We start from the raw sequence: 20,905 nt of genomic DNA on the forward strand, positions 1-20,905 counted from the left end.
ACTACCCAAACCAGTAAGCCAATGAAAAAGATCATACTTGCATTCATCCTCACTGTTTCATCATTTTCCTGTAAGAATTATCTCGATGAAACCATTGTCTCCGGTATTTCATACGGTTATTACAATACCGCAGCCGGCATTGAAGCCGGTGTTGCCGCCACCTACACTACCCTGCGCTGGGCCTATACCGGCGAAAATCTGCATCCCTTGCAGGAACTGGGAACCGACACGTATCAGGAAGGTCAGGATGGGGCGTTAAAACCGCAGCTGAACCGCTACGAGTCGAGTCTGAATTCGCAGTTTGGGACGCTCTACGATTTCTGGTCGAATTACTATACCGGAATCAGCCGCGCCAATATTGTAATCAGTTCGATTACCAACCTCAAGGAGGGTATGCCGGAAACCACCAAAACCATCCGGCTGGCCGAAATGCGGTTTTTGCGGGGTTTATACTATTTCTACCTGGTTCAGACATTTGGTAACATCCCGCTGGTAACGTCGCTGGATTTCGATGTAAAAACCGACTACAAACGCGCTCCGGTAGCCGAAGTGTATAAATTTATCATTTCTGATCTCCGCTTTGCCCAGCAAAACCTGCCGACCAACCAGGCGGATTATGGACGAGCTACCAAAGGGGCTGCCCAACACGCCCTGGCCTTAGCCTACCTGACACGCGGCAGTGCAGTAACCGAACAACGCGGTCAGCAGGCAACCGATATGGACAGTGCCGCTTTCTTTGCCGACGCCGTCATCAACAGCAATGTCTACCAACTCGTGCCCGATTTCAAACAGCTGTGGAATATCAACAACCAGAAAAACAGCGAGATCATTTTCGCCGTGCAATTCTCCGAAACCCGCCTGTACAATAACAATGTCGGCAACAAGATTCACCTGTACTATACGATGGTGTACGACAACAAACCCGGCATGCTGCGCGATGTGGAGAATGGTCGGCCCTGGCGCCGGGTCCGTCCGACGGATTTTACACTGTATGAACTGTATGACCGCAAAAACGACGCCCGGTTTTACAAGACCTTCAAAACCGCCTGGCTCTGTAACAATGCTGCCAACATTCCGAAATGGGAAGCCAAAGACGGATTTGTTCCGAAACCGGAATTACTGGGGAAACCGAAATTCAACGTGGGCGATACGGCTATTTGGGTGACGATGGAGCGACTGCCAGCCTGCATCAATAAAGACTCCCTGTATGCTTCAAAGCCCTATTATTACATTCCGCGCGACCGCCAGACCAACGCCGAATTTCCGCAGAATTACAAGTTTTACGACAACAAGCGTCCGGCCGCCAGCGAAGAAAACGGCACCCGCGACTGGTACACCTTCCGGCTTGCCGAAACCTATTTGATTGCCGCCGAAGCCTACGGACGAAAAGGACAATTTGATAAAGCCGTGGAGCGCCTGAACGTGGTCAGAAAACGGGCGGCCTATAAACAGGACGAGCTTAAACCCCGCGAATACTGGCAAATCGACGGCGGCAACTACGCTGACCGACTGAAAAGTACGGAACCCAGTATGCTCCTGACCGTGGCTGACCTGACGACCAACCTCAACGGAAAAACCTTCGTCGATTTCATGCTCGATGAACGGGGCCGGGAGTTGCACGGCGAATGTGTCCGCTGGTGGGATCTGGTGCGGGCCGAACGCCTTTACGATCGGGTCAAGAAATACAATCCCGAGGCAACCAATATCCAGAAATACCATAAACTACGTCCCATCCCACAAAATCACATCGATCGCTTGAGCCCGAAAGGTCCGCTGAATGAGGAACAAAATGAAGGCTATTATTAACTTGGTTTACGATTGTCAGTTTACGGTATTCGCCGTATTCAGGAGACCGTCTCATAAACTGAAATTTGTAAACTGTAAACCCAAAAACCTTACTAACTATTGAATTTATGGAAAGAAGAAACTTCATTCGCCGATTATCCGGAGGTGCCGCATCGGCTGCCTTATTAAGTACTCCACTGACCTCACAAGCCACCGACTGGCTGTTGCATTCATCAGCCGCCAACGAACTGGCGAATCATAAAATTGCCGACATTTCGTATACGCAGGTTCAACTTAAATGGCCACGTTTTGTGGGAAAAAATGCGCGCCGGGATATTCACGGTTATGGCCCGAACGTCAGTGTCTGCGTGCTGACCACCGACCAGGGTGCCAAAGGCTGGGGAATACACGGCCGGAAACAAAGCGAATCCATCGCTTATCTGAAGGGCAAGCGCGTGTCGGAGGTCTTTCTGCCGTCCGAAGGCGTCACCGATCCGAAAGCACTGCCATTCGATGTGCCGCTGCACGATCTGGCAGGTGTCATTCTGAATAAACCGGTCTACGAACTGATGGGCCGGAAAAAACCGATTACGACCAAGTGTTACAGCGGCATGATCTATTTCGAAGAGCTGGAGCCCAAAGAAGGACCGGTGAAAACCGTAGCCAACGGGATGGATAAAATCGTGGAAGCCTGCACGCAGGATTACAAAATGGGATACCGGCAATTCAAGCTCAAAATTGGCCGCGGCAACATATGGATGTCGCGGGAGGAAGGGCTAAAACGGGATATTGAAGTAACGAAGCTGGTTGCCAAAACCTTCCCGGATGTGGAAATCCTGGTGGATGGAAATGACGGTTTTACCGTCGATGGGATTTGCGACTACATAAAAGGCATCGGCGACATTCCGCTGTTCTGGGTTGAAGAACCCTTTGCAGAAACCGTGGCCGATTACCGGAAATTCCGGGAATGGATTAAAGCGAATAACGTCAAAACGTTGCTGGCTGATGGAGAAGCCAACCCGAATCAGCAACTCCTGCGCGAACTGGAAGAGCAGAAACTAATCGATGTACACCTGACCGACATCATCGGATACGGTTTTACGCCCTGGCGGAAACTCATGCCGGAACTCAAAAAGCTGGGCATCCAGTCGTCTCCGCACGCCTTTGGTGAATTGCTGAAATCCTACTATTGCGCCCACCTGACCGGGGCCTTGGGCAACACCGTTACCATCGAGGGAGTGCCCGCCACCAGCGAAGACGTTGATTTTGGTGCTTATAAAATTGAAAACGGCAAGTTCATTCCGTCATCGGCTCCCGGTTTTGGGATGAAATTGTTGAAAACCATCTGAAATGGTAGTTCCGTCGGATTGGGGAATCCGACGGAAGTTCTGCCAATGGTTGCCCTTCTTTGGCTACCTGAAAACGTAAGTGATTGTAAAGTTGGGTTGCAGGCTGGCGGAAACATTGATGGTGGAGCTCCGTATGCCCAGCCTTTCCGGGTAGTAATTCCGGACCAACGTGGCCGCAGCCAGCGATGCATCGACAATAAAACGATTACCGAGCAAGTACGCCAAACCAGCATACCCCGAAACGACCATGCTGGAAGAAGTATATGAATCAGCTCCTTTCGGTTGGTTCCGAACCAGCAAATAAGATAGTCCCCCGCCCACAAAAGGCCGCAGCCGGTTGTCCGAAAAATACTTCTTTAGATACGGTGAAAAGCCTAATAAGGTATAGGTTCCATTGGTAGCCCATCGGCTTTCAACAGGAATGGCCAGGCCCATCACCAGATTCTTTTTGACAAACCAACCAACGGAGGGAGAAATCGTAAACGAACTGACTCGCTCATCGTCCACATTGGTTTGGTTGGCGGCCGGTTTTGAGGTCGTAAACCCAAAACCTCCTCCTAACAGCCAGCGCCCCTTCGCGGTTTGGGGGGCTTCGTACGTTTCCACCGGATTATCCTTGTTGCCACCCGTCAGAACGACAAGGCCGATGTTCAATCCACTGAATTGAAACGGAAAGGATGTAGACATAGTGGAGGCTTCTAAACCGATGCGGTCGGTTACAAAATAATTGGCGCCAACCTGCGATATTGGATTCATCGTAAAGGTGTTGCCCCCGACCGTCGTCGGACTGACGTATTTACTGATTGAATACCCGAATGAAAGTCCGCCACCGAGAAAAACCCGCCACTTTTCCTTGCCCCAATACCGCCGGATAAACCCTGTTGCACCAATGCCCAAAACATCGCTTTCGGTGGGGTCAAGTTGTCTGGCATCGTAACCTTGCCGGGCGGTATTCCAGCCAACGTTCACCCCCATTCCGGTTAACCAGTTGTCTTTGAAAAAAATACCCCGATCCAGTGAAAGCGAACTTTCCGTTGAGCGATTAAAAAGCCGATAGGGCGTAACTTCCTGCTTAAAGGAAGTGTGAGCGACCGCAACCCGTCCCGTCCAGATTCCCTGGCCTTTTTCGGTTTGCGCAAAGGTGGTGAAGGGCAATGCACCCAGTATGGCGATTCGTAGAAGCTTTTTCATGATGCCGGGAATATCGTACGCAAAAAGATAGACTAAGTTGCCGACATATGTATAAAAATGCTTATTAAAAAATGTTAAGCCCTCGAAATCAGAAATCCGGTAGCCATAAGGCGGCTTTTACCCCTTCTCACTACTTTCTCCACCAGCCAAACTATTCGTCCTATTGCCTGGTGCTTACGGCGTACAATCCGGAAAAAACGATTCGAAGGGAGGGATTGACGAATCGTATTTCACCTAAAAAACATACTGCACCGAAATTGCGGGGGATGTGGTAAACTGAACGCCCTGAAGCCACAACCCGTTTTTCAGGTCGTTATTTTGGGTCTGTTTACTGAAACTGAGGTTGAGGACATTGGCTTCGGCAATGAAATTTTTTCCCAGCAGGTAGGCCAGTCCACCGTTCAGCATGCCCCCGGCGGTATGATTGACCTCCTCGCTGGGAAAATCGTTTTGCTGAAACCGGTAGGCCGAATACGTAAACGTGGCGCCTACGAAGGGCCGCAACCGGGTGTTCGATAAATACGTCCGGACGTAAGGGGCAAAGCCCAGCGTGGTTTCGGCGGTTTTATCCGGCCCGTCATTTTTGCTCCAGGTAATGGGCACGGAAATACCGACCAGGAAATTATTCGCTACAAAAAAACCGACGGCCGGCGCGGCCATGAGGTTCTGAGCACTGTAATCGCGGTTGTTGAGTGATTCGGTGCGTCCGGAGATGATCACACTGGCGCCGACGGTAAACCGCCCCGCCCGGGCCTGCGAGCCGACCGTCGGCGGAGTGGCATCGAGAATCCTGCGCTCCGACTCCGTTGCACCGGTCATGTAGACCAGGCCCGCCGTTAGCCCGCTGAATGTAAACGGAAAAACCGTACTGGTGGTAGTCAGTTCCAGCCCCCACCGGCTATTCAAAAAGTACACACCCCCGATCTGGGTAAAGGGCGCGATCTGGTACGTATTGGTTTCATTTTCCGTCAGAAGGCTGGTCGTCGGGTCAGACACCTCTTGCCGAAACTGATCAAGGCTACCGCCAATGCCCCCGCCCGCATAAATCCGCCAGTGATTGTTACCCCAGTATTTTCGGACAAAAACCGACAAACCGCCCCGCTGGTAGCGCTGGTCGAGCGGCAGCGGATTCGCATTGATCTGTTTGTAGTACGATCCGCTTACCGACAGTCCCAGCATCCAGTTGTTCTGTAAAAAAGCGCCGTGATTGATCGCTAGACCGAGTTGCGGGCTCCGTCGGGTATAGCCATTCGGATAATCGCCAGCCAGTTGGGTCGTATTCAGTTGCAGATTACCACTCCAGAAAGCACGGCCCGGTTCGGTTTGGGCTCTGGTCAGGTGGGCAAGCAGGAAAACGAGAAGAAAGAGGGTAGCGGTTTTCATAATAGGTTGAGTTACGGACGATCTATAGCAATAATAATACCGCTTCGGCCTGCCGAACCCATCCATTTTGAATTCGTCGGGGTATAAAAAAATAGGCTGAACGAACGTTCAGCCTATTGTATCGTTCCTTTCAGAAACGTACTCTTTATTCCGTAACCGGTTCCTGTTTTTTCACGGTGATAATCAGGTTCTCCCCATTGTCATCGTAATCGGCCATAATTACGTCCCCATCTTTCAGATCGCCTTTCAGAATTTCTTCCGCCACGGGATCTTCGAGGTATTTCTGAATGGCCCGACTCAGCGGACGAGCACCATATTGCGGATCATAGCCTTTGTCCGACAGGAAATCTTTCGCTTTCTCGGTCAGTTCGACTTTGTACCCCAGGCTCGTCACCCGACCGAGCAATTTGCCCAGCATCAGGTCGATGATCTTGTGAATATCCTCCCGTTGCAGCGAGTTGAACACGATCACATCGTCCAGACGGTTCAGGAACTCCGGCGAAAACGCTTTCCGCAGGGCATTCTGAATCGTGCTCTTCATGATCTCGTCCTGATTCTCGGACTTACCACGGGTGGCAAAACCGATACCGGACCCAAAATCCTTGAGGTCACGCACCCCGATGTTGGAAGTCATGATGATGATGGTGTTCCGGAAGTCAACCCGGCGACCCAAACCGTCGGTCAGGATACCGTCGTCGAGCACTTGCAACAGAATGTTGAACACATCCGGGTGCGCTTTCTCGATTTCATCCAGCAGAACGACCGAGTACGGTTTCCGGCGAATTTTTTCGGTCAACTGGCCGCCTTCTTCGTAACCGACATACCCCGGAGGAGCGCCGACCAGACGGCTTACGCTGAATTTCTCCATGTATTCCGACATGTCGATCCGCACCAGGGCATCTTCCTTGTCGAAGAGGTACGAAGCCAGCACCTTCGCCAGCTCGGTTTTACCAACCCCGGTCGGGCCGAGGAAGATGAACGAACCGATTGGTTTTTTCGGATCTTTCAAGCCGACGCGGGTCCGCTGAATGGCTTTCACCAGTTTCTGAACCGCCTTGTCCTGACCAATCACGCGACCGGTCAATTGCTCCGACATGTTCAGCAGTTTAGCGCCTTCGTTGGTCGCAACCCGGTTGGTCGGAATACCCGTCATCATCGCTACGACTTCGGCCACGTTTTCTTCCGTCACCGTATAGCGTTTCTTCTTGGTTTCTTCTTCCCATGCTTGTTTCGCACGGTCCAGCTGATCGATCAGGCGTTTTTCCTTATCGCGGAGCTGGGCCGCTTCTTCGTATTTCTGGCTTTTTACAACCTGGTTTTTCTCCTTTTTGATGTTCTCGATGCTTTCTTCCAGCCGGAGGATGTCTTCGGGAACGGAGATGTTGGAGATGTGTACGCGAGCCCCCACTTCGTCCAGAACGTCGATGGCTTTATCGGGCAGGAACCGGTCAGAGATGTACCGCTCCGACAGTTTCACGGCCGCTTCCACCGCTTCCTGGGTGTAGTTAACGTGGTGGTGATCTTCGTACTTATCCTTGATGTTGTTCAGAATCTCGATGGTTTCTTCTACCGAGGTAGCATCCACCATGACGACCTGGAACCGACGGGCCAGGGCACCGTCTTTTTCGATGTACTGCCGGTATTCGTCCAGCGTCGTGGCACCAATACATTGGATGTCACCCCGCGCCAGTGCCGGTTTGAACATGTTGGAGGCATCGAGCGACCCCGAAGCGCCCCCGGCTCCCACGATGGTGTGCAACTCATCGATGAACAGAATCACTTCCGGGGATTTCTCCAGTTCGTTCATGACCGCCTTCATGCGTTCTTCAAACTGACCGCGGTATTTGGTACCGGCCACTAACGAAGCCAGATCCAGCGTCACCACGCGTTTCCCAAACAGCACCCGCGATACTTTTTTCTGAACGATCCGCAGCGCCAGTCCTTCCGCAATGGCGGTTTTCCCAACGCCCGGCTCCCCAATCAGGATCGGGTTGTTCTTTTTCCGGCGGCTCAGAATCTGGGCCACGCGTTCGATTTCTTTCTCACGACCGACAATCGGGTCGAGTTTGCCTAATTCGGCCAGTTTGGTCAGGTCACGTCCGAAGTTGTCCAAAACCGGCGTCCGCGACTTCTCGGATCCTTTCGGATCTTTGCCCGAGCCGGAGCTGCTGCTACCGAACATGCCACGGTCATTGTCGTCGTCGTCCGTTTCGGGGCCCATATGCGGACGTGTACCGGAAGATTGATATTCCAGCATTTCCTTTATCACCTCGTAGTTGACATTGAATTTGTTCAGGATCTGGGTCGCCACGTTGTCCTCATCGCGCAGAATGGAAAGAAGCAGGTGTTCCGTTCCAATCAGCGGGCTTTTGAAAATTTTGGCTTCCAGATAGGTAATTTTGAGTACTTTCTCAGACTGGCGGGTGAGTGGAATATTGGCCAGATTTTTGACATTGTTGGTTGCGGTTCCCTTGGTCGCCTGCTCGATCGTCATCCGCAGTTCATCCAACGAAATGCCCAATTTTTTCAATAACCCAACGGCTACCCCTTCGCCTTCCCGAATCATACCCAGCAGCAGATGCTCTGTACCTATGTAATCATGACCCAGACGCAGGGCTTCCTCTCTGCTGAGCGAGATAACTTCTTTAACTCGGTTCGAAAATTTAGCTTCCATTCGCTTAGGGTTGTATTGTAATGGCGTCTTTCCGTACTAACGAAATTTTTTTCGGTATTGTTCACTGGATCAATGACTGCCTTAAAATGTCGGTTGCACCGGTTCCCTGACAGAAAATAAGATCCAGAATACTCAAGTCAGGTACAAATACGTTGCCAAAGTTCTGCGGATATGAAACCGGGCGATAAAACCTGCCATTTTGTACATTTCCCCGGGCATCGATCAGCGCATGTGCATCCAGAATATCCGCAGCCCACTGTCTTTCAAAGTGTTCGGTCAGAAGCAGTTTTTTTTGCCAACCGAGCCATTTCAGACATAATGTCAGCAGTTCAAGGTTCAGATCAAATAAGTAACTCCATTTTCGGCGGAATACGGCTTGCAATTCATCCGCATAATACTCAAAAAAAGGAGCCTTGCTGTAAGCCGTTACCAAACACCGCCAATGCCGTTCGGGCCAGGCCTGCCGATCATCGATCCGGACGTCCCGGATCAATTGCTTATGCGTACCGTTCAATACCGGTACCGTCAGCCGGTCAATGCCATTTGCCGTCAGGACATAACACCGATTTCTGTAACTTTGCTTTCCATAATGTTCGGCTGCTTCCAGCCAAACGGTCTCGAAGGGGAAGAGTGCAGTGAAATAAGTCAGGCTGGGCAGATAGTGTAATTCAATCCGAACGCCCTGACCTAAATGACTAACATGGTACTTTTCCAATATACTCGACGCATTAATAGTACCAAATAAATGAATTTCGCTTTGAACAAGCAAACGGTTTCCCAAATTTTTAATTTGACGGTATCGATTTGCTGATCGGATTACCCATTTCTCAATGATACTCTTTTTTTTTCGTTTTTTTTCCCGCCTTCCGATTTCCGTTTTATACGGTATTGCCAACGTTTTGTACTACCTGTTAGCCTATGTAATCCGGTACCGCAAAAAAGTAATCGAGACCAATTTAAAACGTTCATTTCCCGAAAAACCGGATGTTGAAATCCGGCAGCTTGCAAAAAAATTTTACCGCAATCTGGCCGATGTCCTGGTTGAGACGTTTAAGTTACCCGGAATGTCACCGGATGAATTAAAACAACGCGTTATTTTTACCAACCCGGAGCGGGTTCAAGGGCATCTGGCGAGCGGACAGGCGGTTTTAATCATGGCGTCGCACCAGTGCAACTGGGAATGGGCCCCCTCGGCCTCGGTCGTGAACGGCATGCCGGCCGATGCCATTTACAAGAAATTGACCAACCCCACCTCGGAGCAACTGGTGCGGTTTATCCGCGCCCAGTTCGGGGCCAAACCGGTCCCGATGAAATCGCTGCTGCGCGAAATGGCAACCCGGCGGCACGAAGCCCGGCTGATTGCCCTCGTCGCGGACCAGATTCCCGATCAGCCCGAATACGGCTACTGGACGACCTTCCTGCATCAGGAAACCCCCTTTTATCCCGGCCCCGAACGAATTGCCCGCAGCTTCAGGCTCCCGGTTTTTTACATCGAGATGGTACGGGTCCGACGCGGCTATTACAGCATGACCTTCCTCCCCCTCGCCGAACCGCCCTATGCGGACCTGCCGGAAGGCGAACTCCTGAACCGCTACCGGGATGTCCTGGAAAAAACCATCCGTCAACACCCGGCGGACTGGCTCTGGTCCCACAAACGCTGGAAACACAAACGGGACAAATACGCGAAGACGCAGGTAAAATTTTAGTGATGAATTAAGAGTTAAGAGTGATGAGTTGGCTGACGCACTATTTTAACCCGCGTCAGCCAACTCATCACTCTTAACACTTAATTCATCACTCCTACTGGTACTGGATATAAAGCGGTTTGGGGTCCAGCGCCAGGACTTCTTCGGGTTCCATCAGGTGCGGAACTTTATGCTTCGACCGGTAATCGACTTTCTTCAGATCGTTTTTGTAGAATAGCTTGAAACCGGTGTATTGCACCGGTTCTTTGACGATATAATCCCGGTACGAATCGATTTTGAGCGAGGGCGGTCCCCAGCCGTCCATGTCCATCACCACCGCCACGCGGGGGTCCAGCTTGATATTCTGGTAATTCGTCACCATGCGCTGGGTAAACCGGTGCACCACCAGCACTTTCGGCGGCAGGTTATTTTCCTTGACAATCCGGCTCAGGAATTGGATCGCATCGTTAACATCCGAAGCATCATATGTGCCAATTCTTGTACCCGGACGAGCACCGGTTTTCATCGAAAATTCGGGGTCAATCCCCAGGTGAACATACGGCAGTTTTAGGTATTTTTCCAGAAACGCCATTTCCCCTTTCAGATCGGCCAACCCCACCTGAATATCCAGAAAGACAATGGCGCCATGCTGGGCTCCCCAACTCATGACCTTGCGGATCGTCTTGTCGCTCATCCGCAGGCGGTATTTTCCGTCTTTCTGCGGAGTGCCCTGGGCCGAGATGGCGACCAGGTGCAGGGCTTTCTGGATGGGTTTTGACGGATCGGCTTTCTGCCAGCGTTCGGCTTCCTGATCGAGTCGGCGCAGCATTTCTTTGCGCGGATATTCGCCCAAAGCGCCCATTCGGGTCGAATGCGGGTTCCCGTAATAAGCCAGAATCCGGTGGTTGGGCAAGAGGGTGTCCGGCAGCGTACCCGCAAATTGCAGCGTATCGGCTTTCAGCGGATCGGTGTTGGTCGTTGTATCGACCGATGCGGTTGTCGGGCTTGTCGTAGCGGAAACGGAATCCTTCGCTGGCGTCGGCGTGTTGACGGCCGAGCTGTCGGTTTGGGTTGTTTCGTCGCCGTTTCCATTGGTGGACGAACAACTGGTTAACGCGTTGAATTGAATGAGAACTGAAGCAACTGCAATCATTTTCCATGCCGTCCGGCACAGCTTACCTCCTCCGTTTACCACTGTGTTTTGAGTATGAATGTGAATAGAATGTACGCGCCAGGGACCCCGGCCGGCCGGGGTATGTTTCCCAAAAATAGAAACTCTGTTATAAATTGAAATAGGAATCGGGAAATAAAGTCGGAGCCGGGCAAAATTCCTTTTAAGTGGTTATTCCTCCAGCACCCCAAGTCCCTGACGCACAACCTCAAAGTCATCGGTTGTTGCATTAATAATCGTGGACGGGACATTCCCGCCGATCCCGCCATCGATAACCAGATCAACCTGATGCTGAAACCGCTCAAAGATGATTTCCGGGTCGGTGATATAGGGCACGATATCGTCCTCGATATCTTTGATGGTCGTCGTAATAATGGGGTTGCCCAACTCCTTCACAATTTGACGGGGAATGTTATGATCAGGAATCCGGATGCCCACGGTCCGTTTGCTGGTGTGCAGAATTTTCGGTACCCGGTGGCTCACATCCAGAATGAAGGTGTACGGCCCCGGCAGAATCCGTTTCATTAACTTGAAAGCCTGATTGCCCACGCGGGCGTAATCGGCAATGTGACTCAGGTCGTAGCAAATGAACGAGAAATCGTTTTTCTGCGGTTTAATCCCTTTGATGCGGGCAATGCGCTCGATCGCGCGGATGTTGTGGATATCGCAACCGAGCCCGTAGATGGTATCGGTTGGGTAAATGATCACTCCGCCATCCCGCAGGATATCAACGACATGACGGATTTTTCGTTCTTCGGGGGAGTCGGGGTGAATCCGCAAAAATTCGGCTGGCATGGTATTTTAATGCTTTTCTGGTTAACAACCCTGCGGGAATTTGGTTGCAAATAACCGAAATCTGTACGCTTTCAAAAACCGGTTTTTTCCGGCCAGCCTATATTCCCGCGTTTAAAGCCCCCCGGCGAAACACCCGGTTTTTCTTCCAGGTCACGTAATTCCGATACAGGGAGTTGACCGGTATATGCCACTGGCACAACCGGAGAATCAGGGCCGTACGAAAATCCGGTTTTTCCATATATTCGAGTAGTTCCCGGAAACAAAACGCCAGTTTAAACTGCTCGGTATAAAAACATTCCCGGATGAACCACCGAATCCGGTTGGCCAGCGCAGCGTATTCGTCGGCGGTCTGGCACTGATCGAATGCTTTGTAGCAGACTTTCAGTGTGGATTCCAGCAGGGGGTTGTTGGCCGTATCGAATTGGGAGGAAAGCGATTGCCGAACGATTCGCTTGCTGGTCAGCACTTCATCCTGATAGTAATACCGGTAATGACGCGCCGTTCGAACCCAGAAATCAAAATCTTCATAACTCAGCGATTCATCATAACCGCCCAGACTTTCCAGCACATCTTTTCGCATCATCATCGTTGGGGTGGCCACAAAATACGACGCCAGAATCTCCTTAAAAACCCAGCCGGATGGAACGTTGACGGTGGCCTGTCCGGCAGGACTGATCGGGTAATGGTAGCCGGTCAACCGCCCTTTTTCGTCAATAAAGGCCGCATTGCCGAAGATCACCGCATAATCGCCCGGCAGGCGTTCAAAACCGGCCACCTGCCGGGCAATTCGTTCGGGATGCAGCAGGTCGTCGGCTGATAAATCAATCACATACCGCCCTTTCGCCCGTTTCAGTCCCTGATTAAACGCCCGACAGATTCCCACATTTTCGGTATTCCGAATCAGTTGAATTTCGGGCTGTTTTTGCCTAAACTCCTCTACCCGGGCGACCGACTGATCCGTACTGTTGTTATCAATGACAATTAATTCAATGGCGGGATAGGTTTGGTTCAGGACCGATTGCAGGGATGCGGAAATAAATCGTTCGTGGTTATAACTGGTGCAGATTACCGAGACCAAAGGCCTTCTCGACGCCAGGTATTCGGCCAGTAAGCCGGGCGATGCGCCTTCCAGGATTCCAGCCATGATGATGAAGATAGGACAGTTGTCGGACAAAGAAACTACCGAGCTTTACTCCGGCAATAGTAGGGATTATTCCTGGAGGAAATAGTATATAATTTAGCAAACGGCCAGGCTCGGGAATGCGTTGGCCGCCTACTAACTATCTCCGACTCTGGCACGGTTTTTAATACTGGTATCACTATAAGAAACAGTCAGAGCTGTGCCGAAAGGCGGGCTTGTGATTTTTTGGGTTAGGGTTATTGTAAATGCTCTCTGGCGGTTTGGGGGGCATTTATTGTTTTGTCTCCGGGCTTCGACGGTTTATTTCCTTTTCGGTATAGCACCACGTTCATATCGAAACCGATGATCAGTAATAAACAGACCAGATTAATCCAGATCATGAGGACAATCAGCGTACCGATGGATCCGTATAGCTTATTGTAGGAGCCAAAATTGGAGACGTAGTAGGAAAAACCGTAGGTCGTCAATACCACCAGCACCGACGCAATGACCCCGCCCGGATTCACAAATTTCCAATGCTTGTCAATGTCGGGCCCAAACTTGTAGATGACCGAAATAGCCGCAACAAAAACCGCAAAAACCACCAGGTACCGTGCTACGTTCAACAGCGTCGTCACCACGATATTGTCCAGAATCTGGATATGCTGGAGATAATCGGTAATTACACCCCCAATAACCAGGACCGCAATGGCCAGAAACAGGGCAAACGCCAGCATTAAAGTGAGGCCGAGGGCAATCAGCCGGGTTTTGAAAAAACCGCGCCGACCGGTCGTGTGCGACGAGTTGAAGGCCATCATTAACGACAGAATACCGTTGGTGGCCGCATACAAAGCCAGGATAAAACCAAACGACAAGACATTCCCCCGCGGGCGGCTGATGATGTCGTAGATGGTCGTTTTGACCGTATCGTACGTGGATGCAGGCAGCACCTGGGAGAAAAAATCCATGACCTGATCTTCCAGGTCAGGAATCGGAATCATTGGAATCAGCGTGAACAGAAAAATGACGGCCGGAAAAACCGCCAGAATCAAACTGTAAGCCGCCGAGGCCGCGCGCTCACTCGTATCGTTATCAGTTACGCGGGGAATATACAATCTCAAAAAATCAAACCAGTTCTGGTTGGAATCAAAGGCCTGGTGCTTTTGTAAAAAGAGTATAACACGCTGCACGCTATTATACTCCATCAATTTTTCCAACATACGGCAGATCAGTTACAAAACAGAAATTAAACCGCTGGCTCAAAAAAAGGTTTGAGTTTTTCGGTCAGTTCAGCCGGCGACTTGGTCAGTCGGCCGTTGCTGGCCAGCATAAAAACCAGGGTGGTTTCACCCGTATTCAGGTGCTTTCCCTCCTGGTTGTAAATGTCGTAATGAAACACAATCCGAACGCTGGGCAACTCCCGGATCGTCACCCGGATGGTCAGCAGATCGTCGTAACGCGCCGGGCGCAAATACCGCGAACGGTTTTCGTAAACCGGCATCATCACGCCCGATGCTTCCATTTCCTTGTAATGAAACCCCAGGCTCCGCAGCGCTTCTACCCGACCGATTTCGTAATAACGGGCGTAATTTCCGTAATAGACATAACCCATCTGATCGGTGTCGGCGTAACGAACCCGAATGGGGGGAACTTCGTAGGTGAACATATTTTTCCGGGAGACCAGGGACGCCAGACAAGAGAACAAAGACTTTTCACCTGTAGCGTTTTTCTTTATTCTTTTGTCTCACCTCTCTTGTCTCATCTCTTTCAGCTTATTTCATAATGCCCCGCTTGTTCAGTTCAGCGTGGTAGATCCGGGCGTTGTTCATGTGCTCTTCGTACGTTTTCGCAAACGTATGATAACCGGAAAAATCCGCCCGGGCCACAAAATACAGATATTCGTGGGTTTCGGCGTTCAGTACGGCATCGATCGAGCTCAGCGTCGGTAGGTTGATCGGCCCCGGCGGCAAGCCTTTAAACCGGTACGTATTGTAGGGGGAGTCGATCTGTTTATGAACGTTGAGCACCCGGCGAATCGTGAAATCGCGGTGGGCAAACACAAGCGTCGGATCAGCTTCCAGCAGCATTCCTTTTTTCAACCGGTTGAGGTACACCCCGGCAACCCGTGGTTTTTCGTCGTTCTTTTTACTTTCCGACTCGACAATGGAAGCCAGCGTTTGTACCTGCGTCTGGCTCAGGCCCATATCCTTCGCTTTTTGCTGCCGTTCGGGCGTCCAGAATTTCTTGTACTCCTTGCCCATGCGATCCAGAAAATTGTCGGCGCTGGTCGTCCAGAAAAATTCGTAGGTGTTTGGCAGAAACATGCACATGATGGTGGTCGTATCGAAACCGTAATGCGCACAAACCGCCGGGTCTTTCAGCAGGGAATCCAGCTTCTTCGGGCCAAATTCAAATCGATTCCCCAACTTGGTAATCAATTCATCTTTGAGCCGGATGTTGTTGAAGGTCAGCTTCATCGGATCCTGATCGCCCGAACGGAGCTTGCGGATCGCATCCTGATTACTCATCTCTTTCTGAATGACATAGCGGCCATACCGGACGTGATCGGTGTACTTCATAAACCGGGCCAGAAACCGGAATGACATTTTATCATTGACCACCTGGTGGGCTTCGAGCGAGTCCATGACGGTTTCGAACGTGGCTCCCCGGGGAATAAACAATTCAAAATCCTTGTCATTTTCACCCACCTGGAGGTTGGGCGTTTTAAAAATCTGCCACGCATAAAACGACAGCGTAGCCAGCAGCACAGAGGCAATAATCAGAACGGCAGCGACAAAGGTACGGGACATAAAAATGGAGATTCGTTTCTGGTTTCTGGTTTATGGCTGGTTAATTACCCGGGTACACTTTGGGCAAACGATAAACCCGAAACGATAAACTAGTTGTGATTGCAAAGGTAGCAAGGATGGTGATTACCTGATAACAATTCATCGGTTTGCGGTGGGCGGTTTTTGCATCCGCCGGTAATTCGGAAGATTGACCAGCAAAACCCCTACCAGGATAACCAGCAACGCCAGCAATTGCCGGAGTGAAAAGGACTCGTTGGCAAACAGGCCGCCCAGCAAAACCGCAACCACCGGATTGACGTAGGCATACGTACTGACCACCGCCGGTGGACGGATTTTTAGCAACCAGAGATAGGCCAGGTAGGTAATGACGGACCCCATCAGTACCATGTAGGCCAATGCCAGCCAGGATCGAACGGTTACCTGCGAAAAGTGAAAACCGCCCAATTCGCCGAAAAGCAGGCTCACCAGGCCGCTGAACAACCCGGCCGCCATCAGTTGAATACTCCCGTTCAACTGCGTTGAAGAAGGCGACGGGTGGTATTTAGCGTAAAGGGAACCTACCGTCCAGAAAATTCCGCCTGTCATCAAAACGCCGATGCTCACCCAGTACGTTCCGGCCGATTGCAGCAGTTGAGCGGTTTGTCCCGGCTGCATCAACAGCCACCCCACGCCCAAAAAACCGATCACCAGACCGCCTGGAATCAACCAGCTGGCAAAATAAGTGGCCCACTGCCGACGGTCCAGAAGGACAAACCAGAACGGCAGGGTCGTCACCAGAATAGCGGCCAGACCGGACGGAATAAACTGCTCGGCCCAGATCACCGAAACCGTTCCGCCAAACAGCATCAGAATCCCGCTCAACGCGTTCCGGCCTACGGTTTGTTTCGTCAGTTCCACCTGCCCGTTCAGCCAGCACCAGCCGAACAGCAGAACGCCCGCGATGCTAAAACGAAGCGAGGCCATCAGAAACGGCGGAATACTCTCCAGCCCGATCAAAGCCGCCAGAAAAGTTGATCCCCAAATAATGTAAATGGCCGCGAAAGCCAGGACGACCTGCAACGGTTTGGGTTGTGATGAATCCATTTTGGCTCGTGTTCCTATTCCCACTTCACTCCAAATCGCTCTGCCAGCTCCCGCAGACTCTGAACCACAGGTTCGATCAATGGCAAACCGTGCTCCTCGCGCTCGGCCTCCATTTCCCGCTCCGGGTCGCCGGGAATCAGCACCTGCTTCCCTTCCACCGCGCGCGCCTTCCGGAATGCCCCGATCCAGTTGTCCATGTGCTGCTTGAACTCCTCCGCCGGTCGGAAAGCATCCACGCGCATGGCGCCAAAGAAATGCCCGGTTCCGGCACCAACACCTTCCTGCGCAGCCATAAAACCGGCCGTTGCGAAGGGGGGCACCCACGGACCGTAATTGGCCCCCGACAAAACACCGGAGAAAATATCGACAATCGCCCCCAACCCGTAGCCTTTGTGACTTCCGTGCTCGCGGTCGGAACCCAGTGGCAACAACGCCCCGCCGTTCCGGATCGGGTTCGAATCCGTCGAGGGCTGACCCTGGGCATCCTGCGCCCAACCAAGCGGAGCCTCCTGCCCTTTCCGTTGCAGAATTTCCATCTTGCCGTAGGCCACCGCCGTCGATGCAAAGTCGGCCACAAACGGAGGCTGCGTCAGCGCGGGGACAGCCACCGCAATGGGGTTAGTTCCCAGCAACTTATCAAGCGAAAATGTGGGAGCAACCAGCGGGGCCGCATTGGTCATCGTCATCCCGATCATATCGTGTTCGAGGGCCAGCATGGCGTGATAACCGGCAATACCAAAGTGGTTGGAGTTCCGCACGGCGACCCAGCCGGTTCCGGCCACGCGGGCTTTTTCGATGGCAATCTGCATGGCTTTCGGCCCCACCACCAGCCCAACACCCCGGTCGCCATCGACCACCGCCGTCGAGGGGGTTTCGTGCACGATCTGAATGTTGGGCGCTGGATTCAGACGCCCGTGATCATACAGCCGGACATACCCCGCCAGCCGGGCCACCCCGTGGGAGTCAACGCCCCGCAGGTCGGCCTGAACCAGTACCGTAGTCGCTAACTCGGCGTCGGCATCCGAAAAGCCAATCTGACGAAAAATCTGTTTAGTAAATGTTTTGAGTTGCGAAACGGAAATCATGTACGTATGGCTACGAAGCCGAATAAAGGCATTCGGCTTCCCGGTTTTGATGAAGGTTTACGAAAGCGAAACCGGTAGACGGTTTTGTTTTGTCACAAAAATAGAGGACAGATTAAACGAATCCGCTTCTAATGGTATCTAATTCTTACTTGATTGATTCCCATCATTCCGACACATGAAGAAACTTACCTTATTACTGCTGGGCTTTACCGGGTTTTCCATCGCGCAGGCTCAGGACGACGAACAGCGTATTTCCTCAACAGTTCAGCACGTTACGGTTTTTCTGAACCGCGCCCAGCTGACCGCCCAGGCCCGCACCACCCTCCAACCGGGCACGACCCGGCTGATTATTGAGAATGCCTCGGCCCAGACCGACCCACAAAGCATTCAGGTCAGTGGTAAGGGCGATGCCGTCATGCAGGGCGTTCAGTTCCGGACCAACTTTCTAACCAAAGTGACTAAACCGGTTTCGCTGCAACGACTGGAAGACTCCTTACGACTGGCCCGGGATGTGTTCGACGGCCTGAATCTCCAGAAAGAAGTTCTGGACAATGAAAAGAAAATGGTGCTGGCCAACCAGAAAGTGGGCACCGAGAAAGGAACCGTGGTGGAAGAAGTCGAAGATATGGCCGATTTTTTCCGTACCCGCCTGACGGACGTGGGCAAGAAATTGCTGGCGCTGGACAAACATCTGAAAATACAGAAAGAAAAGGTAGATCATCTGGAGGGCCAGGTGAGAGAGCAGAATGCCCGACGTGAGCGGCCCGTGGGCGAAATAGAAGTGACCCTGACGGCCAAAAACCGCACCGCCATCGACCTGGAGCTGAGCTATGTAGTCAACAACGCCGGGTGGGTACCTTTCTACGATATCCGGGTGCGCGATACCAAAAGTCCGGCGACGCTGGCCTACAAGGCCCAGGTGTACCAGAATACCGGTTTTGACTGGCAAAACGTCCGGCTAACCCTCTCCACGTCGAACCCGGCGCTGCCCGGCAACCAACCTCAGTTGGAAACTCAGTACGTGACGTTTTACGAACCCCGGCCGGTGCCGGTGAGCGCGCTCCCCCGCCCGAAAATGCTAACCCGACAAGCCGAAACCGCCAACGATGCAGCCACAGCCCCCGCAGCCGAACTGGCCAGCACCGCCGATTTTACGCAGGTTAGCGAACAGCCCACGAGTGTTAACTTTGAGATTTCCATTCCGTACACCATTTTGGCCAATAACCGCCCGCAGGTGGTCGACATTCAGACCGGCGAACTTCCGGCGACCTACCGGTATACGGCCACGCCCAAAATGGATACGGATGCGTTTCTGGTGGCCACGCTTTCGGGCTGGGAAAAGCTGAACCTGCTCAACGGAACGGCCCGCACCTATTTTGAAGGAACGTACGTGGGCGAATCGCAGGTCAATCTGCAGCAAGCGGGCGATACGCTGACCCTCGGCCTGGGCCGCGACAAAAAGATCATTGTCAAACGGGAAAAAACCCAGGATTTCAGCAGCCGAAAGGGCCTGAGTTCGTCCGTGCGCGACACCTACAGCTACAAAATTACCGTTCGGAATACCAAAGCCGAGCCGGTCAACCTGACGGTTTTCGACCAGCTTCCGGTTTCGACCGACAGCCGGATTGAAGTGGAACTCGACGAAAGCTCCGGCGCCGAACGGAATCCGGAAACCGGTCGGCTAACCTGGAACCTGTCGCTCAAACCCAATGAAAGCCGGGAGCTGGTTTTTCGGTATACCATCAAATACCCGAAAGGCAAGCAGTTGGTCAATGCCAACTAATCACCCAGCATCAGGGCGTCAATGCGCTGCCGGACCACCGCTGGCTCCACCTTTAATTTCAAATAAGCCTGGTTGGCCTGAACGGGTGCCTGCCAGACATTGCTGCCGTCGGCGGCCACCGCGCAGTGCCCATCCCGGACCACGGTAAAATATTGATCTGCGCCTTCAACGGCTTCCAGGACCGAGATCTGATCCCAACTCGCCCGGCCCTTGAAGTCGTTGTAGTGGAGATAGCCTTTGTAAATCGGGCTATCATGCTTACTCCGGCTTTTAAAATCTGCCCCTCCGGTCACGACCTGGTTCCCAACCTCCCAACCGGCAAAGATTACCGGCAATTTCCACTTGGCCAGGCAATTGACGGTCGAGGCCGGGTCGGGCCGGTAAAAATTGGCTTCCTTGCCCGACGGGAATTGCCCACCCATGCACGACCAGGACTTCACCTTCCGGCTAATCAATTCCTGGCCCGAAAGCGGGCTGATGTGGTCGGGGGCCGAATCGATGAGCCGGCTTAAACTGGTCAGGTGGCCGATGGTGATGATGACCACACTGCCGTCAGGTTGCCCGGCCAGCAAGCGCCGGTAGACCGAGGTGCTGGTCTCGGCGGTTTCGTTGGATTTAATTTTGTGGGGAAATTCCTCGGCAATCTTCCGGGTGTATCTTGAAAACTCCTTCAGCGAATCCGTCTGACTCACGCCAATCGGAATATCCGGCCGGCCAAAATAGGTGTTGATCGCGTCCGTACAGGCCGCGCTGTACTTGTCATCACTCGTCACAATAACGCCCAGAATCCGCGCCTTCCCGGTTTTTTCGTAGGCATGCAACATCGCCAGCGCTCCCACATCATCCACATCCGAATCCATATCCGTATCCAAAATAACCGACAACGGCTGACTCTTCGAAGCGGTAGTCGAGGTCTTGGGCGAACAACCCAGGCTCAGCAATCCTACGGACAATCCCAACAATAGCTTTTTCATCGTTCAAATCGTAAATA

Annotated in this window: 17 protein-coding genes; 4 read left to right on the forward strand and 13 right to left on the reverse strand. The window is 52.2% G+C overall.

Translation table 11 applies throughout. From position 1 onward, the window contains the following. The first annotated feature begins 21 nt into the window (after positions 1-21). On the forward strand, positions 22-1,806 hold the full coding sequence (locus ACFPMF_RS05380; protein WP_379841884.1) for a RagB/SusD family nutrient uptake outer membrane protein: 1,785 nt from the start codon (positions 22-24) through the stop codon (positions 1,804-1,806). Positions 1,807-1,913: 107 nt separating this feature from the next. Next, entirely contained in the window at positions 1,914-3,134 is a 1,221-nt protein-coding gene (locus tag ACFPMF_RS05385; protein WP_379841886.1) for an enolase C-terminal domain-like protein, read from the forward strand. A 63-nt stretch (positions 3,135-3,197) separates the two neighbouring features. Here the strand turns inward: ACFPMF_RS05385 and ACFPMF_RS05390 are convergent, their stop codons facing one another. The 4 genes from ACFPMF_RS05390 to ACFPMF_RS05405 all read right to left on the reverse strand — a co-directional run bounded on the left by ACFPMF_RS05390 (position 3,198) and on the right by ACFPMF_RS05405 (position 9,151). Continuing rightward, positions 3,198-4,325, reverse strand: coding sequence for a hypothetical protein (locus ACFPMF_RS05390; RefSeq protein ID WP_379841888.1), 1,128 nt, complete (start codon positions 4,323-4,325; stop codon positions 3,198-3,200). A gap of 234 nt (positions 4,326-4,559) precedes the next feature. Further along, on the reverse strand, positions 4,560-5,708 hold the full coding sequence (locus ACFPMF_RS05395) for a hypothetical protein (RefSeq protein WP_379841890.1): 1,149 nt from the start codon (positions 5,706-5,708) through the stop codon (positions 4,560-4,562). A 145-nt stretch (positions 5,709-5,853) separates the two neighbouring features. Continuing rightward, positions 5,854-8,382, reverse strand: coding sequence for an ATP-dependent Clp protease ATP-binding subunit (locus ACFPMF_RS05400; RefSeq protein ID WP_379841892.1), 2,529 nt, complete (start codon positions 8,380-8,382; stop codon positions 5,854-5,856). Positions 8,383-8,443: 61 nt separating this feature from the next. After that, positions 8,444-9,151, reverse strand: a complete 708-nt coding sequence (locus tag ACFPMF_RS05405) for a WbqC family protein (protein ID WP_379841894.1) — start codon at positions 9,149-9,151, stop codon at positions 8,444-8,446. Positions 9,152-9,212: 61 nt separating this feature from the next. On the opposite strand from ACFPMF_RS05405, the gene ACFPMF_RS05410 reads away from it, so the two are divergent. After that, complete coding sequence (locus ACFPMF_RS05410) at positions 9,213-10,088, forward strand: lysophospholipid acyltransferase family protein (protein ID WP_379841896.1); 876 nt, start codon at positions 9,213-9,215, stop codon at positions 10,086-10,088. Between the two features lie 94 nt (positions 10,089-10,182). Here ACFPMF_RS05410 and ACFPMF_RS05415 read toward each other — a convergent pair whose 3' ends face one another. The 8 genes from ACFPMF_RS05415 to ACFPMF_RS05450 form a co-directional block, all read right to left on the reverse strand. Continuing rightward, the gene (locus ACFPMF_RS05415; protein ID WP_379841898.1) at positions 10,183-11,220 is read right to left on the reverse strand and encodes a hypothetical protein; all 1,038 of its coding nucleotides are present in this window, start codon (positions 11,218-11,220) and stop codon (positions 10,183-10,185) included. Positions 11,221-11,409: 189 nt separating this feature from the next. Next, positions 11,410-12,033, reverse strand: a complete 624-nt coding sequence (locus tag ACFPMF_RS05420; RefSeq protein WP_379841900.1) for an L-threonylcarbamoyladenylate synthase — start codon at positions 12,031-12,033, stop codon at positions 11,410-11,412. Between the two features lie 97 nt (positions 12,034-12,130). Continuing rightward, positions 12,131-13,177: a glycosyltransferase gene (locus ACFPMF_RS05425; RefSeq protein WP_379841902.1), complete on the reverse strand. Its 1,047-nt coding sequence runs from the start codon at positions 13,175-13,177 to the stop codon at positions 12,131-12,133. Between the two features lie 233 nt (positions 13,178-13,410). Continuing rightward, complete coding sequence (locus ACFPMF_RS05430) at positions 13,411-14,373, reverse strand: YihY/virulence factor BrkB family protein (RefSeq protein ID WP_379841904.1); 963 nt, start codon at positions 14,371-14,373, stop codon at positions 13,411-13,413. 26 nt (positions 14,374-14,399) lie between these two features. Next, on the reverse strand, positions 14,400-14,819 hold the full coding sequence (locus tag ACFPMF_RS05435; RefSeq protein ID WP_379841906.1) for an acyl-CoA thioesterase: 420 nt from the start codon (positions 14,817-14,819) through the stop codon (positions 14,400-14,402). A 106-nt stretch (positions 14,820-14,925) separates the two neighbouring features. Then, the gene (gene mltG / locus ACFPMF_RS05440; RefSeq protein ID WP_379841908.1) at positions 14,926-15,963 is read right to left on the reverse strand and encodes an endolytic transglycosylase MltG; all 1,038 of its coding nucleotides are present in this window, start codon (positions 15,961-15,963) and stop codon (positions 14,926-14,928) included. Positions 15,964-16,101: 138 nt separating this feature from the next. Beyond that, the gene (locus tag ACFPMF_RS05445; protein ID WP_379841910.1) at positions 16,102-17,046 is read right to left on the reverse strand and encodes an EamA family transporter; all 945 of its coding nucleotides are present in this window, start codon (positions 17,044-17,046) and stop codon (positions 16,102-16,104) included. Positions 17,047-17,060: 14 nt separating this feature from the next. Continuing rightward, positions 17,061-18,131 (reverse strand): Ldh family oxidoreductase, encoded by a 1,071-nt coding sequence (locus ACFPMF_RS05450; protein ID WP_379841912.1) that lies wholly within the window; start codon positions 18,129-18,131, stop codon positions 17,061-17,063. A gap of 175 nt (positions 18,132-18,306) precedes the next feature. On the opposite strand from ACFPMF_RS05450, the gene ACFPMF_RS05455 reads away from it, so the two are divergent. Continuing rightward, positions 18,307-19,914 (forward strand): DUF4139 domain-containing protein, encoded by a 1,608-nt coding sequence (locus ACFPMF_RS05455; protein ID WP_379841914.1) that lies wholly within the window; start codon positions 18,307-18,309, stop codon positions 19,912-19,914. Here the strand turns inward: ACFPMF_RS05455 and ACFPMF_RS05460 are convergent. Next, a complete protein-coding gene (locus ACFPMF_RS05460; RefSeq protein WP_379841916.1) occupies positions 19,911-20,888 on the reverse strand; it encodes a nucleoside hydrolase in 978 nt (325 codons plus the stop codon). The genes ACFPMF_RS05455 and ACFPMF_RS05460 overlap by 4 nt on opposite strands. Positions 20,889-20,905 lie beyond the last annotated feature (17 nt).

This window comes from Larkinella bovis (assembly GCF_042655385.1).
In the GTDB taxonomy this organism is placed as follows: Bacteria; Bacteroidota; Bacteroidia; order Cytophagales; family Spirosomataceae; genus Larkinella; species Larkinella bovis.

Excerpts from the sequence above, each read along its gene's own strand:
- ACFPMF_RS05415 (WP_379841898.1), bottom strand. The coding sequence starts at position 11,220 with ATGATTGCAGTTGCTTCAGTTCTCATTCAATTCAACGCGTTAACCAGT.
- ACFPMF_RS05390 (WP_379841888.1), bottom strand. The coding sequence starts at position 4,325 with ATGAAAAAGCTTCTACGAATCGCCATACTGGGTGCATTGCCCTTCACC.
- ACFPMF_RS05445 (WP_379841910.1), bottom strand. The coding sequence starts at position 17,046 with ATGGATTCATCACAACCCAAACCGTTGCAGGTCGTCCTGGCTTTCGCG.
- mltG (WP_379841908.1), bottom strand. The coding sequence starts at position 15,963 with ATGTCCCGTACCTTTGTCGCTGCCGTTCTGATTATTGCCTCTGTGCTG.
- ACFPMF_RS05455 (WP_379841914.1), top strand. The coding sequence starts at position 18,307 with ATGAAGAAACTTACCTTATTACTGCTGGGCTTTACCGGGTTTTCCATC.
- ACFPMF_RS05380 (WP_379841884.1), top strand. The coding sequence starts at position 22 with ATGAAAAAGATCATACTTGCATTCATCCTCACTGTTTCATCATTTTCC.
- ACFPMF_RS05450 (WP_379841912.1), bottom strand. The coding sequence starts at position 18,131 with ATGATTTCCGTTTCGCAACTCAAAACATTTACTAAACAGATTTTTCGT.
- ACFPMF_RS05400 (WP_379841892.1), bottom strand. The coding sequence starts at position 8,382 with ATGGAAGCTAAATTTTCGAACCGAGTTAAAGAAGTTATCTCGCTCAGC.
- ACFPMF_RS05435 (WP_379841906.1), bottom strand. The coding sequence starts at position 14,819 with ATGTTCACCTACGAAGTTCCCCCCATTCGGGTTCGTTACGCCGACACC.
- ACFPMF_RS05460 (WP_379841916.1), bottom strand. The coding sequence starts at position 20,888 with ATGAAAAAGCTATTGTTGGGATTGTCCGTAGGATTGCTGAGCCTGGGT.
- ACFPMF_RS05430 (WP_379841904.1), bottom strand. The coding sequence starts at position 14,373 with ATGTTGGAAAAATTGATGGAGTATAATAGCGTGCAGCGTGTTATACTC.
- ACFPMF_RS05425 (WP_379841902.1), bottom strand. The coding sequence starts at position 13,177 with ATGGCTGGAATCCTGGAAGGCGCATCGCCCGGCTTACTGGCCGAATAC.
- ACFPMF_RS05410 (WP_379841896.1), top strand. The coding sequence starts at position 9,213 with ATGATACTCTTTTTTTTTCGTTTTTTTTCCCGCCTTCCGATTTCCGTT.
- ACFPMF_RS05385 (WP_379841886.1), top strand. The coding sequence starts at position 1,914 with ATGGAAAGAAGAAACTTCATTCGCCGATTATCCGGAGGTGCCGCATCG.
- ACFPMF_RS05395 (WP_379841890.1), bottom strand. The coding sequence starts at position 5,708 with ATGAAAACCGCTACCCTCTTTCTTCTCGTTTTCCTGCTTGCCCACCTG.
- ACFPMF_RS05420 (WP_379841900.1), bottom strand. The coding sequence starts at position 12,033 with ATGCCAGCCGAATTTTTGCGGATTCACCCCGACTCCCCCGAAGAACGA.